The sequence below is a fragment of the Agrobacterium sp. 22-214-1 genome (genome assembly GCF_053522465.1).
In genome coordinates this window covers 293419-308389 of sequence record NZ_JBNWCK010000006.1, presented here as the reverse complement: position 1 = coordinate 308389, position 14971 = coordinate 293419, and the positions used below count along the sequence as shown (strand labels likewise).

General features: G+C 60.6%; 13 protein-coding genes. 3 read left to right on the top strand and 10 right to left on the bottom strand.

Features of this window, described 5'->3' with window-relative positions:
- From ACQZ5G_RS20870 to ACQZ5G_RS20850, 5 genes are all read right to left on the bottom strand, one after another.
- The coding region (locus ACQZ5G_RS20870) for a carbohydrate ABC transporter permease (RefSeq protein ID WP_448738264.1) at window positions 1-459 on the bottom strand (459 nt) is incomplete at its 3' end.
- Window positions 460-633: 174 nt separating this feature from the next.
- A complete protein-coding gene (locus tag ACQZ5G_RS20865; RefSeq protein ID WP_003524929.1) occupies window positions 634-1947 on the bottom strand; it encodes an ABC transporter substrate-binding protein in 1314 nt (437 codons plus the stop codon).
- Between the two features lie 144 nt (window positions 1948-2091).
- On the bottom strand, window positions 2092-3045 hold the full coding sequence (locus ACQZ5G_RS20860) for a sugar-binding transcriptional regulator (protein ID WP_020813212.1): 954 nt from the start codon (window positions 3043-3045) through the stop codon (window positions 2092-2094).
- 292 nt (window positions 3046-3337) lie between these two features.
- Complete coding sequence (locus ACQZ5G_RS20855; protein ID WP_448738263.1) at window positions 3338-5188, bottom strand: ABC transporter ATP-binding protein; 1851 nt, start codon at window positions 5186-5188, stop codon at window positions 3338-3340.
- Window positions 5189-5236: 48 nt separating this feature from the next.
- A complete protein-coding gene (locus ACQZ5G_RS20850; RefSeq protein ID WP_020813214.1) occupies window positions 5237-6400 on the bottom strand; it encodes a M20 aminoacylase family protein in 1164 nt (387 codons plus the stop codon).
- 305 nt (window positions 6401-6705) lie between these two features.
- On the opposite strand from ACQZ5G_RS20850, the gene ACQZ5G_RS20845 reads away from it, so the two are divergent.
- The 3 genes from ACQZ5G_RS20845 to ACQZ5G_RS20835 all read left to right on the top strand — a co-directional run bounded on the left by ACQZ5G_RS20845 (window position 6706) and on the right by ACQZ5G_RS20835 (window position 10482).
- On the top strand, window positions 6706-8415 hold the full coding sequence (locus ACQZ5G_RS20845) for a peptide ABC transporter substrate-binding protein (RefSeq protein WP_080853592.1): 1710 nt from the start codon (window positions 6706-6708) through the stop codon (window positions 8413-8415).
- 143 nt (window positions 8416-8558) lie between these two features.
- Window positions 8559-9569: an ABC transporter permease gene (locus ACQZ5G_RS20840; RefSeq protein ID WP_020813216.1), complete on the top strand. Its 1011-nt coding sequence runs from the start codon at window positions 8559-8561 to the stop codon at window positions 9567-9569.
- Window positions 9562-10482, top strand: a complete 921-nt coding sequence (locus ACQZ5G_RS20835) for an ABC transporter permease (protein WP_003523158.1) — start codon at window positions 9562-9564, stop codon at window positions 10480-10482. Before ACQZ5G_RS20840 ends, ACQZ5G_RS20835 begins: the two co-directional genes overlap by 8 nt.
- Before the next feature lie 144 nt (window positions 10483-10626).
- Here ACQZ5G_RS20835 and ACQZ5G_RS20830 read toward each other — a convergent pair whose 3' ends face one another.
- The 5 genes from ACQZ5G_RS20830 to ACQZ5G_RS20810 all read right to left on the bottom strand — a co-directional run bounded on the left by ACQZ5G_RS20830 (window position 10627) and on the right by ACQZ5G_RS20810 (window position 14930).
- Window positions 10627-10977, bottom strand: a complete 351-nt coding sequence (locus ACQZ5G_RS20830; RefSeq protein WP_003523157.1) for a ribbon-helix-helix domain-containing protein — start codon at window positions 10975-10977, stop codon at window positions 10627-10629.
- A 70-nt stretch (window positions 10978-11047) separates the two neighbouring features.
- Window positions 11048-11614 carry a DJ-1/PfpI family protein gene (locus ACQZ5G_RS20825; protein WP_003523156.1) on the bottom strand — a complete coding sequence of 189 codons (567 nt, stop codon included), beginning with the start codon at window positions 11612-11614 and terminating at the stop codon, window positions 11048-11050.
- A 96-nt stretch (window positions 11615-11710) separates the two neighbouring features.
- The gene (locus ACQZ5G_RS20820; protein WP_448738262.1) at window positions 11711-13108 is read right to left on the bottom strand and encodes an amidase; all 1398 of its coding nucleotides are present in this window, start codon (window positions 13106-13108) and stop codon (window positions 11711-11713) included.
- Between the two features lie 53 nt (window positions 13109-13161).
- Window positions 13162-13983 (bottom strand): ABC transporter permease, encoded by an 822-nt coding sequence (locus tag ACQZ5G_RS20815; protein WP_003499034.1) that lies wholly within the window; start codon window positions 13981-13983, stop codon window positions 13162-13164.
- Window positions 13980-14930 (bottom strand): ABC transporter permease, encoded by a 951-nt coding sequence (locus ACQZ5G_RS20810; RefSeq protein ID WP_448738261.1) that lies wholly within the window; start codon window positions 14928-14930, stop codon window positions 13980-13982. Before ACQZ5G_RS20810 ends, ACQZ5G_RS20815 begins: the two co-directional genes overlap by 4 nt.
- Between the last annotated feature and the right edge of the window lie 41 nt (window positions 14931-14971).

The following is a 14971-nucleotide window of genomic DNA, read 5'->3' as shown; positions in this document are numbered from 1 at the left end:
AAACTGCGCAAACCAGTCGACCGGCTGGAAACCGAAGAAGCGGGAAAGATCGGCAAGCACGCCGTAACCGGGATGCATGATCATGTTCTTCCACACCAAAGCTGCGACAGGCGGCATGACGAAGAAGGGCGAGATGATCATGATGCGCACGATGCCCTGGCCGAAAATGTCATTGTCGAGCAGGAGCGCAATGGCGATGCCGCCAACCACCGTGATCAACAGCACGCCGCCGACGATCAAAAGCGTGTTCCAGATCGACTGGAAGAAGGCCGGATCGGTGTAGAAATACTGGTAATTGAACAGACCGGCGAAGCTGACATTGGCCGGGTTGAGGAGATTGTAGTTCTGGAACGAGAACCAAAGCGTCATCGCCAGAGGCACGATCATCCACACCAGCAACAACAGCACCGATGGCGCTAGCATGACCCGCGCTAATCCGCTTGTGTTTCGGGTTGCCATTGCACTCACCTCCCCTTGGGCCTGGGCGTCACGACATGCGCCCGGCATATCCGGAAGAACCGGCTCATTCTTGTTTTGATTTGAAGGGCTTAAACGCCGCCGTACAGACCGGCGGCTTGCCGTCCCCAAGGTTCGCTGCCCGGCATTGGCGCCGGACAGCGATCTTCGGGAGGATTACTTGATGTAACCGGCGCGGGTCATTTCACGCGTCGCTGTCGACTGAGCGCCCGCAAGCGCATCGTCAACGCTGGACTGACCGGCAACGACCGCCGAGAACAGCTGACCGACCGTGGTGCCGAGCGCCTGGAATTCAGGGATCGCCACGAACTGGCCGCCGGTGTAAGGCACGGGCTTTACGGTCGGCTTGGTGATGTCAGCGGCATCCATCGCGGCAAGCGTCGGCTTGGCGAAGGCGGCGGCCTTTTCATACTCGGCATTCTTGTAAAGCGAGGTGCGGGTGCCCGGAGGCACGTTTGCCCAGCCTTCCTTGGACGCGACGAGCTCGGTATATTCCTTGCTGGTCGCCCAGGAGATGAACTTCTCGGCCGCTTCCGCCTTCTGCGAGCTCTTCGGGATCGCGAGGTTCCACGACCACAGCCAGTTGCCGTGGTTCTTCAGCTCGCCATGGGTCGGGAAGATGGCGTAACCGACCTTGTCGGCAACGGTGGAATCCTTCGGGTTTGAAACGAAGGAAGCAGCGACCGTAGCGTCGATCCACATGCCGCATTTGCCCTGCTGGAACAGCGTCAGGTTTTCGTTGAAGCCGTTGGAGGATGCACCGGACGGGCCGGCATCCTTCATCAGATCGACGTAGAACTGCAGCGAGCTCTTCCATTCCGGCTGATCGAACTGCGGTTTCCAGTTTTCATCGAACCAGCGGCCGCCGAAGGAATTGGTGAGCGCGCTGATGAAGGCCATGTTTTCGCCCCAGCCGGCCTTGCCGCGCAGGCAGATGCCGTTGATATCGGCCTTGCGGTCGGTGATCTTGCGGGCGGCGTCGCCGATGAATTCCCAGGTCGGGCTATCGGGCATCTTCAGGCCGGCTTTTTCGAACAGGTCCTTGCGATACATGATCATGGCGGATTCGCCATAGAAGGGCGCGGCGTAAAGCTTGCCTTCGCTGGAGAGACCGCCGCGGATCGCCGGCAGCAGATCGTCGACGTCATATTTGTCGCCGAGCTTCTCGAGCGGCAGCAACCAGCCCTGCTTGGCCCAGATCGGCACTTCGTAGTTACCGATGGTCATGATGTCGTATTGGCCGCCATTGGTGGCGATATCGGTCGTCACGCGCTCACGCAGGACGTTTTCTTCAAGCGTCACCCACTCGACCTTGATGTCGGGGTTCTTGGTGGTGAAGTCCGAGGTCAGACCCTGCATGCGGATCATGTCGCCGTTGTTCACGGTCGCGATGGTCAGCGTCTCGGCGGAAGCAAGGGTCGAAAAGGCGAGTGCCGAGCATGCGCCCAGCAAAATGGTCTTCAATGTCATATCTTCCTCCCAGAAGAAAAATGATGAGCATTCGCTTTGCTCTAGGGCATTTACTCACCTCATTGGCAAAAAAGTCAAGCGACATCCTGTGCTGCGACGCACATGGAAAAACCAAGCCATTGATTTTATGTGTTTAATTTTTGCTCAGTGAGTGAGCAAATATTCGCTCGTGACTTCGTCGGTGATGAGGCCGTTCAGCAGACCGCCCCTCAGCGCCGCCAGAATCGAGGCGTTCTTGCGTGCGCCCTGCGCCATGCCGATGACGGTGCAGGTGTCTCTTGAAGGGATGGGAACGGAGGCGACGCGCTCGTTGACGGAATGCTCGAGAATGCGGCCATTGGCATCATACATCCAGCCGCAAATCTCGCCGACGGCACCGCTGGCCATCAACGCCTTCATCTCATCCACGCCGAGGAAACCATCGACGCAGAGCGGTGCGTTTTCGCCAAGTTCGCCGACACCGACGAAGGTGACATTGGCCGCAGAACCCAGCGCCAGCGTGGAGCGCACCATGGACTGGTCGTGCAGCAATTCGCGCTCTTCCGCAGAAGAGCACAGGACCGGCAGCGGCATTGGGAAATGCCGCGCCTTGATGGCATCGGCCATGCTGAAGATGACGTTATAATAGGCGGCCGAGCCATCCGGTCCGATATTGCCCGTCAGCGACACGATGCGGTGCTGCGGGCACTCCATCGGCGGCAGCTGGTCGACAGCGGCCTTCAAGGTACGGCCGGTGCCGATGGCGAGCACGATGGGATCGGCATTTTTCAGCCAGCGCTCGATTTCCGCCGCGCCGGCTTCGGCAATGCCGACAGTCGAAGAGACGCCGGCCGGATCGCTCGGCACCACCTCGATATATTTCAGGTCGAATTTTTCCTTGAGGCGTTCAGCTTTTTCGAGACAGGCGGCGATGGGGTGATCGAGCCGGACCTTGATCAACCGCTCGGCGACGGCAAGCGACACAAGCCGCTGCGCCGATTGCCGGGAAATGCCCATGGCGGCGGCGATCTCATCCTGCGTGCGGCCCGCGACATAATAAAGCCAGCCGGCACGGGCCGCATCGTCCAGCCGTCCATGTGCGTCGTTTCGTCTGGCCATGCCGCTGCCCTTTGAGAATTATGCTTGCGCATTTGCTGGCATTTTTTTGCGTCGGCTGTCAAACGGCGGATGGGCGGAAAGACTATACGGCGCGAAAATCGGCGGATGAGGAAAGGTGACTGACGGCTTATACGTCCGTGTCGTTATTTTTCCGTCATTCCGGCCTTGAGCCGGAATCCAGCCACGGCGCGTCTGCGCCGTGAGAAGAGTCTCTTGCGATCAAGGACTTGATCGCGCTGGACCCCGGATCAAGTCCGGGGTGACGATGCTGGGTTTATGCCCGTACCCTCAATCACGCCGCTTCCTGCACCAGATGCCCTGCGGAAACCTCACGGTAATGGCGCTGCGGCGGCACGTAGTCCACTGGCCGGATCGGGCTTTTGATCTCGTCGGTCGCCATGTTGCGCCGGATCTGCCGCCGCGCCGGGTCCGGCACCGGAACGGCGGACATGAGCTTTTTCGTATAGGGATGCTGCGGATTGTCGAAAACCGCCGCACGCGGGCCGATTTCCACGATCTCGCCGAGATACATCACCGCCACACGATGGCTGACGCGCTCCACCACCGCCATGTCATGGCTGATGAACAGGAAGGCGAGGTTGAGGCTCTGTTGCAGGTCGAGCAGCAGGTTGCAGACCTGCGCCTTGATGGAAACATCGAGCGCCGAGACCGCCTCGTCGGCAACGATGACCTTGGGATCGAGCATCAGCGAGCGGGCAATGGCGATGCGCTGGCGCTGACCGCCGGAAAATTCATGCGGGAAGCGCCGCATCATATCCGGGCTCAAGCCCACCTTTTCCAGAAGATCGGCCGCCTTTTCGCGGGCCTGCTGCTTGGTTCCGAGGCGATGCTCGATAAAGGGCTCCATGATTGCGGTGCCGATGCTCATGCGCGGATCGAGCGAGGCGAAAGGGTCCTGGAAGATCATCTGCACGCTGCGGCGCATGGTGCGCAGCGTCGTCTTGTCGAGCTTCAGCACCTCGTAGCCATCGAGCATGACATTGCCGGATGTCGGCTCGATCAGCCGGGTGATGGAGCGGCCCGTGGTGGACTTGCCGCAGCCCGATTCGCCCACGAGAGACAGGGTTTCGCCCTCGGCGAGATCGAAGGAGACCTTTTCCACCGCATGCACGGCCCCGGATTTGCGGCCGAAAAAGCCGGTGCGGATATCGAAACGGGTGGTGAGGTCCTTGACCGAAAGAATGGGCGTGCGGCCGCCGGAGACCGTGTCCTTCACCTCCGCAACGGGCTGGCTTTCGCCGGTCTTGATATCGATGATCGGGAAACGGGCCGGCAGCACCCTCTCCTTCATCGAGCCAAGCTTCGGCACCGCCGAAAGCAGCGCCCGCGTATAAGGGTGGCGGCCGCGATGGAAGATGTCGTCGGTGGTGCCGGTTTCCACCACATCGCCGCGGAACATGACGATGGTGCGGTCCGAGACTTCCGCCACCACGCCCATATCATGGGTGATGAACAGGACCGACATGCCCTCCTCTTCCTGCAGCGTCTTGATGAGGTCGAGAATCTGGCCCTGAATGGTGACGTCGAGCGCCGTTGTCGGCTCGTCGGCGATCAGCAATTTTGGTTTGGAGGCGAGCGCCATGGCGATCATCACGCGCTGGCGCATGCCGCCGGAAAACTGGTGCGGATAATCGTCGAAACGGTTCTTCGCATTGGGAATGCGGACTTTTTCCAGAAGCCGGATGACCTCGGCCTTTGCGGCAGAGGAGGAAATATCCTGATGCACGGTCAGCGCTTCGGCGATCTGCTTGCCGATCGGGAAGATCGGGTTGAGGCTGGTCATCGGCTCCTGGAAGATCATCGAAATGTCCTTGCCGCGAACCTTGCGCATCTCCTCTTCCGGCAGCGCCAGCAGGTCGCGCCCGCCGAGCATGACCTTGCCTTCGATCCGGCTCGTCTTTTTATCGAGCAGCCGCATGATGGAGAGCGAGGTGACGCTTTTGCCGGAGCCGCTCTCGCCGACGATCGCCACCGTTTCGCGCGGCGCGATCTCGAAACTCATATTGCGGACCACGGATTTCCAGCCGCCATCGACGCGGAAGGATGTGGTGAGATTTTGAACCGATAAAACCGGGCTTACCGAACCGCCGGTCTGTTCCATGGACGTCGCCGCCAAAAGCATGCCGATCTCCTGAAAAGCAAAAGGCGGCCATGAAGGCCGCCGGATGTCTTACGCAGCAAGTGCGGTTTCGGCCATCGAAACCCAGTAGCTGATGCCGTAAGGCAGCGCATCGTCGTTGAAATCATAAGCCGCATTGTGCAGCCCGGCAGTATCGCCATTGCCGATGAAAATGAAGGCGCCGGGGCGCGCTTCCAGCATGTAGGAGAAATCCTCGGCCCCCATATGCGGGTTGGGATTGGTGTTGACGGCGTTCGCACCGGCCACGCCCATGGCCACACCGGTCGCGAATTCGGTCTCGTCACTGTGGTTAAAGGTGACGGGATAACCGCGATGATATTTCACCTCCACGGTGGCGCCATGCGCCATGGCGGTGGCGGTCGCCACTTCCTTCAGGCGCTTTTCGGCAAAATCGCGGGTTTCCGGTAGCAGCGTGCGCACCGTTCCCGTCAGCGTCACTGCACCGGGAATGACATTGACGGCCGTGCCGCCATGGGTGGTGGCGACGGTGACGACCAGCGATTTCAGCGGATCCGTCTCCCGCGAGACGATGGATTGCAGGGCGATGATGACATGCGCCGAGGTCAGCACCGGATCGATGGAAAGATGCGGGGCGGCCGCATGGCTGCCCTTGCCGGTGATGACGATTTCGAAACTATCCGCCGCCGCCATGGTCGATCCCTTGCGGATGGCGAAATTGCCGACCGGAATGCCCGGCTCGTTATGCATGCCATAGACCTGTGAAATGCCGAATTTCTCCATCATGCCGTCGTTCAGCATGGCGAGCGCGCCAGCGCCGCCCTCTTCCGCCGGCTGGAAGATCACCGCCACGGAGCCCTTGAAATTGCGGGTCTCGGCCAGATATTGCGCCGCACCCAGAAGCATGGCGGTGTGCCCGTCATGACCGCAGGAATGGGCCTTGCCCGGCGTCTTCGAAGCCCAGGGCTTGCCGCTCGTCTCAAGGATCGGCAGCGCGTCCATGTCGGAGCGGAAACCGATGGTCGGGCCATCCCCGTGCCGGCCCTTGATGATGCCGACCACGCCGGTCTTGCCGATGCCGGTCTCGACCACGTCGCAGCCGAAGGATTTGAGTTTTTCGGCCACGAATTTCGATGTTTCGAAGACATCGTAGAGCAGTTCCGGGTGTTCATGCAGATGGCGCCTCCAGCCGGCAACTTCTTCCTGCATTTCAGCCACACGGTTCAATATCGGCATTCTCTTTTTCCCTTTTTTTGTTCCCCGCCGGGTTGTCGGACGCCATATTGCGTTTGGAATTTCTCGTTTTGCAAGCATGAAATTTGCTGCATGAGCGAAAAATAGGCCCAAAACTGAATGGCTCAATTTTTGTTCATCAAAGAAACATTGGGACTTGCTTTTCAAAAAAACTGACAATAGCATCATCGGGAATGGAGGAATATTCCTTAGCAAAGTCAAATACTTAGAATAAAAGACCTTGCACATGACGACGGGAAAAGCGTCAAACATTCAAATAGATAAAATCCAAAAAGGGGAAAACGACAATGAAGAAGCGCAGCGTTCTCTTTGCCAGCACGGTGGCGGCCATGGCCCTGGCAGGCTCTGCCGCCCATGCCGAGCGTGGCAGTGACGGCGAACTGAAAATCCTGTTCTGGCAGGCCGTATCGACACTTAATCCTTATCTTTCCGGTGGCACGAAGGAAGTCTACAGCTCGTCCATGGTGATTGAGCCGCTGGCGCGCTACGACGAAAAGGGCGAGCTGGTGCCGATGCTGGTCACCGAAATTCCGACGATCGACAATGGCGGCGTCGCGAAGGATTTGCTCAGCATGACCTGGAAGCTGAAAAGCGACGTGAAATGGTCGGATGGCACGCCGCTCACCGCCGAGGACGTTATTTTCACCTGGAAATATTGCACCGCACCGGATGGCGGCTGCGCGCAGGCGGCGCAATATGAGGGCGTGAAGAATGTCGAGGCCGTCGACGCCCACACCGTCAAGGTCAGCTTCACCGAACCGAAACCCTACCCCTATTCCGCATTCGTCGGCGCACAATCGCCGGTCATCCAGAAGAAGCAGTTTGAAAAATGCGTCGGCGCTGCCGCACCCGGCTGCACATCCGCCAATTTCGGTCCCATCGGCACCGGCCCCTTCGTGGTCAAGGATTTCAAGCCGAATGACGTGATCAGCTTCGTCGCCAACACCAATTACCGCGACCCCGCCAAGCCCGCCTTCGCCACGGCGACCCTGAAGGGCGGCGGCGATGCCGCTTCCGCCGCACGCGCCGTGCTGGAAACCGGCGAGTTCGACTATGCCTGGAACATGCAGGTGGAGCCGGAAATCCTCGCCACCATGGTGGCTGCCGGGAAAGGCAAGCTTGAGACAGCCTTCGGCACCCAGGTCGAGCGTATCAATCTTAACTGGTACAATGCCGATCCTTCGCTGGGCGACAAGCGCTCAACCAAGCAGGCCGGCCCGCACCCGGCCCTTTCCGATCCCGCCGTGCGCCGTGCATTGTCGCTCGCCATCGACCGCGATGTCATCGACGAAGCGGGTTATGGCGAAGCGGGCAAGCCGACCTGCAACATCGTGCCGGCTCCGGAAGCCGTCGCTTCCACCAAGAATGACAGCTGGTGCCTGAAGCAGGATGTGGAAGGGGCAAACAAGCTGCTGGACGATGCCGGCTGGGTGAAGGGCGCCGATGGCATCCGCGCCAAGGATGGCGTGAAGCTCTCCTTCCTCTACCAGACCTCCACCAACTCGGTTCGCCAGGCCACGCAGGAACTGGTGAAGGACATGTGGTCGCAGATCGGCGTTGCCTCCGAACTACGCAATGTCAGCGCCTCGGTCTTCTTCGGCGGCGACCCGGCAAGCCCGGATACCTTCCAGAAATTTTATGCCGACGTCGAAATGTACACCAACAATTTCGACGGCACGGACCCGGAAAAATATCTGGCGGAATGGCTGTGCGACAAGATCCCGGCCCCGGAAAACGGCTGGCAGGGCCAGAATATTCCGCGTTATTGCAACCCGGAATTCGACAAGCTGGTGGGTGAACTCTCCAAGACCGCCGAGCTTGCCAAGCGCGCGGAGATTTCAAAGCAGCTGAACGACATGCTGACGGAGGAAGGCGCGCATATTCCGCTCATCCACCGCGGCAGCGTTTCCTCGCATTCGCTGACGCTGGAAGGCGTTCGCATGAATGCCTGGGATTCGGAACTCTGGAACGTCGCGGACTGGTCCCGCAAGAAGTAACACGCGGATGCGCCGGCTTCTCCCCCCGGAGAGGCCGGCCTTCTGCATGCCCCTGGACCATGATCTGAAGACACATTTGCCGCGTTAAGGCGAAAACGCTCCCAATTTTCGTCCTGTCGCGCTCTGGGTCTGGAGAGTTTCAGATGTTTACCTTTACGCTCCGGCGGCTAGCCTTTGCCGTACCGACGCTGCTCGTCATCAGCTTCGTCATCTTCGCGCTGCTCGATCTTGCGCCGAACGACCCGACCGGTGACCTGCCGCTCACCATCCCGCCGGAAGTGCGTGAGCAAATCCGCGCCTCGCTCGGCCTCGACCAGCCCTTCTTCATCCGCTACCTGATGTGGCTGCAGCAATTCTTCATCAACGAACCGCTGAACCTCATTGAAAGGCTGACCGGCTGGCAGATCGGCGATGGCAGCCGCATGCGGGTACTCTCCTGGGCGACACGCAGCCCGGTGGTCGATCTCGTCATTCAGCGCATGCCGCAGACACTGTGGGTGGTGGGCCTCGCCTATCTCTTCGGTGCGCTGCTGGCCATCCCGATCGGCGTCATTTCCGCCTATAAGCAATATTCGATCTTCGACCAGATCGGCACCTTCGTTTCGATGGTCGGTTATTCGGTGCCCACCTTCTTTACCGGCGTGCTGCTGGTGGTCATCTTCAGCTCTTACCTGCAATGGTTCCCTTCCGTTTATGACACCAACCTTCAGGTGACCGACTGGGGAAGTTTCGTGGCGCAGGTGAAGCAGATGTTCCTGCCGGTGCTGGTGCTGACGCTCTACAATGTCTCGCAGATCAGCCGCTTCGTGCGCGCCTCGATGCTCGACAATCTGCATCAGGATTATGTGCGCACCGCACGCGCCAAGGGCGTGAAGGAAAAATCCGTGCTGCTCATCCACGTGCTGCGCAACAGCCTGATCCCGGTGGTGACCGTGATTGCGCTCGGCGTGCCGACCATCTTCTCCGGCGCCATCATCACCGAGCAAATCTTCCGCGTGAACGGGCTTGGCCAATTGCTGATCACCGCCGTTCAGGGTGCGGATATTCCGCTGGTGCAGACGCTCACCTTCATTTTCGCGGTGCTTATCGTGCTCTTCAACCTGATTGCCGACGTGCTATACGGCATTCTCGACCCGAGGATCCGCTATGACTGACGCCACGATCGCAGCGCCGACGGTTGCGGCCACCCCCACACAATCCGCCCTTGCCGATATCTGGAAACAGTTCCGCGTTCACAAGGGCGGCGTGGCGGGCCTCTTCGTCTTCGTCTTCATCCTGCTGGCGGTCTATGTCGGCCCCTATATCCACACCGTTGCGCCCAACGCCATCAATGTGAAGGCGCGCAACCAGTGGCCGTCGCTCGCGCATCCTTTCGGCACCGATAATCTCGGCAAGGACATGCTGGCGCAGGTTCTGGCCGGCGGGCGCATCTCGCTTGCCGTCGGCATCACCGCCATGTTGCTGGCGCTGTTTCTCGGAACGCTGGTGGGCGTGCTGTCTGGCTATTTCCGCAGGCTCGACGGCCCGCTGATGCGGCTGACCGACCTGTTCCTGGCGCTACCGCTCTTGCCGCTGCTGCTCGTCATCCTGATGCTGTTTCGCGATACGCTGCGCGCCGCCTTCGGACCGGAAACCGGCATCTTCATCCTGATCGTGTTCGTGATCGGGATAACCAGCTGGATGCATACGGCCCGTATCGTGCGCGGCGACGTGCTGACGATCAAAAGCCAGGAATTCATCATGGCGGCGAAATCGAGCGGCATGCGCGAATACCGCATCATCCTCAGGCATATATTGCCGAATGTGCTGAGCTCGATCATGGTCTCGGCCACGCTCGGCATTGCCGCCGCCATCATCACGGAATCCGCGCTCTCCTTCCTCGGCCTCGGCTTCCCCTCCGATTTTCCGACCTGGGGACGGCTGCTGTTCGACGGCGCCAACTTCCTGCAACTGACGCCCTCGCGCGTTTTGTGGCCCGGGCTGGCGATTTCGCTGACGGTTCTGAGTGTGAATTACATTGGCGATGCCGTGCGCGATGCGCTTGATCCAAGGGCGCTGAAGAGTTGAGAAGAATGCGAGAGAGGGGAATCGTGGAACCATTCCCACGTCATCCTCGGGCTTGTCCCGAGGATCTAATCACGTCGAAAAAAACGATACGTCGGCAGATCCTCGGGACAAGCCCGAGGATGACGTCGAGTGTACTGTGACCGCCTAGTGGTAATTCACCTGCTCCGCATCGAGAATGCTGTCCGCATCCAGCGCCGCAATCGGAATATCGCTGCGTGCCGGAATATCGCCGGAAAGCTGAAGCGCCAGATAACGCCCGCAGCAAACCCGCAGGAACGAGGTGAAATTGCCAAGATCGTGCCCGGCATCGATCGATTCATTATAAAGCTTGGCGATAAGCTGCACGCTGTTCATGCCGTCGCGCCGCGCGATCTCGTCCAGCGTCGCCCAGAAGAAATTCTCGAGCCGCACGCTGGTGACCATGCCATCGATCCTGAGCGACCGCGTATGGCTCTCCCAAAGCGTCGGGTCTGCCTTGATGAAAAGCTTGCACATGGTTTCCTCCCTCACCACGCCTGAAAGATAGGCGGAAAACGGGGCCGGAAAAAGCCCCGTTTCGCCGGCCTTATTTGCCGAGCACGGCCATGAATTGCGAAAGCCAGGCCGGATGCGCCGGCCATGCGGGCGCCGTCACCAGCTTGCCATCGGTAACCGCCGCATCGATGGCGATATCGGCATAGGTGCCGCCAGCCAGTTCCACCTCCGGGCGGCAGGCGGGATAGGCCGAGCAGGTGCGGCCCTTCAGGACACCCGCAGCCGCGAGCAATTGCGCACCATGGCAGACGGCGGCCACCGGCTTGTCGGCCTCGAAGAAATGTTTCACCGCCGAAAGCACATCCGCGTTGAGCCGCAGATATTCCGGCGCACGGCCGCCGGGAATGACCAGCGCATCATAATCCGCAACCTTGATATCGGCGAAGGTGGCGTTGAGCGCGAAATTATGGCCGCGTTTTTCCGAATAGGTCTGGTCGCCCTCGAAATCGTGGATGGCCGTGGCAATGGTCTGGCCCGCCTTCTTGCCGGGGCAGACGGCGTGCACCGTGTGGCCGACCGCGAGCAGCGTCTGGAACGGCACCATGGTCTCATAATCCTCGGCGAAATCGCCGGCGATCATCAAAATCTTCTTTGGCATGTCTGCTCCTCCCGTTTTCGAATGCCTTTGGGCACCCTAACAGGCAGGATCGAGATGCGGGTATTATGGCAATACTACAGGGCCGATAAACGTGGATCAGCGGGCCTGCGGCGGCTGCGGCCAGCGTCTTACACCGCCGCCCCAATTCTCGAAGGCCTTTGAAAGCTTCAGCACGAACAGATCCTCGTAACGCGGCCCGACGATCTGCAAGCCGATGGGCATTCCCGATCTGGAGAAGCCGCAATTGATCGAGGATGCCGGCTGTTCCGACATGTTCCACGGCACCGTGAAGGCGATATGCTCGAAGGGGAGTTCGGGATCATTGGTGGGCGAGGCCCAGTCGGCCGGATAGGACACGATGGGATTGACGGGTGAAATCACCGCATCAACGGACTGCATCAACCGCCCGCAAACCTTACGCATTTCCATGGTCTGGTTGAAACCGAAAACGGCGCGCGAACCGGAAATATCCGCCCCCTTCTGCGCCCATTCATGAATATAGGGAAGGATCGCGGCGCGACGGTCCGCGCTCAGCGCCGCCATGTCGCCCCAGAACTTCGCCCGCCAGAAATCGTCCAGCCCATCCAGCATTTCCCGCGTCAGCACCGGCTCGACCGGGATGACGATGGCGCCGGCAGCCTCGAACAGTTTCGCGGCGGAGAGCACGGCGTCCCGCACCTCTTCGTCCAGCGGCAGGCCGCAGCCGGCATCCAGCATCAGGCCGATTTTCAGGCCCTTTACATTAATATCGAGGTTCATCCAGTTGATATCGTTGGGCGGCAGCGAGGTGCCGTCGCGCCAGTCGGGCCGCGAAAGCGTCGCCATGGCATAGGCGGCGTCGGCAACAGTGCGGGTCATCGGTCCGGCGCAGCGGCCGGTATAATAGGGATCGACCGGGATGCGGCCCTGGCTTGGCTTGAAACCGAACAGGCCGGTCCACCCCGCCGGCAGCCGCACCGAGCCGCCAATATCCGTGCCGATATGCAGCGTGCCATAACCCGCAGCTCCGGCCGAGGCCGCACCGGCGCTGGAGCCGCCGGGGTTCTGGGTGGGGTCCCACGGATTGCGGCTGAGCTTGTGGAAACTGGAAAGGCCGGAGGAGAGCATGCCGTAATCCGGGCAGGTGGTCTTGGCGTAAATAATCGCGCCATCCTCACGGCAGCGGGCGGCCACCGGCGCGTCCTCAACCGCGGGCACCAGTTCCACCGCTTTGGTGCCAAGCGGCACCGGATGGCCTTTCGTGGCGATCAATTCCTTCAGCGAGACCGGAATGCCATCGAGGGGCCCGAGCGTTTCGCCCTTTTGCCAACGTTCCGTCGAGGCCAGCGCCTGCCTGCGTGCATCTTCCGGATCATAGGCGTAAAGCGCATTCACCACCGGTTCGAAAGCATCGATACGCGCTTCCACCGCCTGCCAATATTCCGATGGCGAAAGCTTCTTATCCCGGTAAAGCGCCAGGATTTCGAGCGTGTTGAGGTCTATGAGATCGGTCATGGCATCGTCTCGTCAGAAAAACAGGAAATAAGGGCGACAGCTTTTTTGAGCGGTCAGCTGGTATCGCGCGGGTCCAGCAGATCGCGCAGGCCATCGCCGAGAAGATTGAGACCGAAGACGGCGAGCGCAATCGCAAGGCCGGGCATGATGGCGAGCCAGGGCGCCGTGCCGAGATAGGTCTGGGCATCGGCCAGCATCCGCCCCCAGGTGGCGGCGGGCGGCGGCATGCCGAGACCGAGGAAAGAAAGGCCAGCTTCCGTCAATATCGCAAGACCGAGCTGGATCGTCACCTGCACGATGATCTGGTTGGAAATATTCGGCACGATGTGGAAAAGCGTGATCTTGGCGCGGTTCTGGCCGATGCTGGTGGCGGCGGTGACATATTCCCGCGACCATATCTGCAACGCCGCCCCCAGCGTCAGCCGGGCAAAGACCGGCACCATGAAGGTGGCGATGGCGATGATGGCGGTAAAACGTCCCGTGCCGATGAAAGCGCCGAGCATCATCGCCGACAGGATGGGCGGCACGGCGAAGATGATGTCGCAGATGCGCATGACCACGGTTTCGGTGAAACCGCGCAGCGCCGCAACCGCAACGCCGATGGTCGTGCCGATAAATGCGCCGATGGCGACCGCGGCTATGGAGGTCGACAGCGAGTTCCACGCGCCGGCCATCAGCATGGACAGCACGTCGCGGCCGAAATGGTCCGTGCCGAGGCCGCCATAAACGAAGGGCGATTTCAGCTTCTGGACGATCTGCATCTTGGTGGGGGACACCGGCGTCCAGACCAGCGACAGCAGGGCGACTGCGACCAGAAAGACCGTGACGGCGATGCCGACGGCAAAGGCGGGGCGGCGGCGGATCAATCGCATCATCGCGCACCTGCCCGCAGTCTTGGATCGATGAAGAGATAGGCGATATCGACCACGAAATTCATGACGATCACCAGCGCCGAGAAAAACAGCACGACGGATTGCATGACGACGATATCGCGCTGGGTCAGCGCCTGATAGGCAAGCCGCCCGAGACCCGGCAGGTTGAAGACGTTTTCCACCAGCACCGCGCCGGCAATGAGGAAGGTGAATTGCAGGCCGACCATGGTGACGACAGGGATCATCGCATTCGGCACCGCATGCCGCCACAGCGCCACCCGCTCGCTCAGGCCCTTGGCTCGGGCAGTGCGCACGAAATCCTCATTCATCACTTCAAGCACGGCGGAGCGGCAGACGCGTGTAAGAACTCCGGCCTGCGATAGCGCCAGCGCGACCGCCGGGAGGATAAGCGCCGTGAGACCCGCTGAAAAGCTCGGCGTCCAGCCGGGAAAACCGCCTGATGGCATCCAGCCGAGCGTGGTGGAAAAGACGATGATGAGCAGCAGGCCGACCCAGAAACCGGGCACGGCAATGCCCACATGCGAAAACAGCCCGGCCGCAAAATCCAGCGCCCCGTTGCGGCTCCTCGCCGCCGCCACGCCGAGCGGAATGGCAATGGCCACCGAAAGGCAGACGGCCAGCAGCGCAAGCGGCAGGGTAACGGCCAGCCGCTCCAGGATCAGCCCCGCCACCGGCACGCCATAGGTATAGGATTGCCCGAGATCGCCCCGGAACACGCCGGCCAGCCAGTGGAGATAACGCAGCGGCAGCGGCTGATCGAGGCCCATCTGCTTCTGCAGCGCCGCGAGTGTATCGGGGCTCGCCGAGGTTCCGAGCATGATGGCGGCAGGATCGCCCGGCAGCAGGCCCATGACGACATAGATGATGAGGGAAACGGCAAACAGGGTGATGACGAGGCTTAAAAGACGCCGGATGAGGACGGCTAACATCTGGCATCTTCTCCTTGCTTTGTTTCGCCTGCGGTCGAAGG

What these genes read in the sequence shown, in the direction of transcription:
- ACQZ5G_RS20865 (WP_003524929.1), bottom strand. Translation starts at nt 1,947, where the DNA reads ATGACATTGAAGACCATTTTGCTGGGCGCATGCTCGGCACTCGCCTTT.
- ACQZ5G_RS20860 (WP_020813212.1), bottom strand. Translation starts at nt 3,045, where the DNA reads ATGGCCAGACGAAACGACGCACATGGACGGCTGGACGATGCGGCCCGT.
- ACQZ5G_RS20855 (WP_448738263.1), bottom strand. Translation starts at nt 5,188, where the DNA reads ATGCTTTTGGCGGCGACGTCCATGGAACAGACCGGCGGTTCGGTAAGC.
- ACQZ5G_RS20850 (WP_020813214.1), bottom strand. Translation starts at nt 6,400, where the DNA reads ATGCCGATATTGAACCGTGTGGCTGAAATGCAGGAAGAAGTTGCCGGC.
- ACQZ5G_RS20845 (WP_080853592.1), top strand. Translation starts at nt 6,706, where the DNA reads ATGAAGAAGCGCAGCGTTCTCTTTGCCAGCACGGTGGCGGCCATGGCC.
- ACQZ5G_RS20840 (WP_020813216.1), top strand. Translation starts at nt 8,559, where the DNA reads ATGTTTACCTTTACGCTCCGGCGGCTAGCCTTTGCCGTACCGACGCTG.
- ACQZ5G_RS20835 (WP_003523158.1), top strand. Translation starts at nt 9,562, where the DNA reads ATGACTGACGCCACGATCGCAGCGCCGACGGTTGCGGCCACCCCCACA.
- ACQZ5G_RS20830 (WP_003523157.1), bottom strand. Translation starts at nt 10,977, where the DNA reads ATGTGCAAGCTTTTCATCAAGGCAGACCCGACGCTTTGGGAGAGCCAT.
- ACQZ5G_RS20825 (WP_003523156.1), bottom strand. Translation starts at nt 11,614, where the DNA reads ATGCCAAAGAAGATTTTGATGATCGCCGGCGATTTCGCCGAGGATTAT.
- ACQZ5G_RS20820 (WP_448738262.1), bottom strand. Translation starts at nt 13,108, where the DNA reads ATGACCGATCTCATAGACCTCAACACGCTCGAAATCCTGGCGCTTTAC.
- ACQZ5G_RS20815 (WP_003499034.1), bottom strand. Translation starts at nt 13,983, where the DNA reads ATGATGCGATTGATCCGCCGCCGCCCCGCCTTTGCCGTCGGCATCGCC.
- ACQZ5G_RS20810 (WP_448738261.1), bottom strand. Translation starts at nt 14,930, where the DNA reads ATGTTAGCCGTCCTCATCCGGCGTCTTTTAAGCCTCGTCATCACCCTG.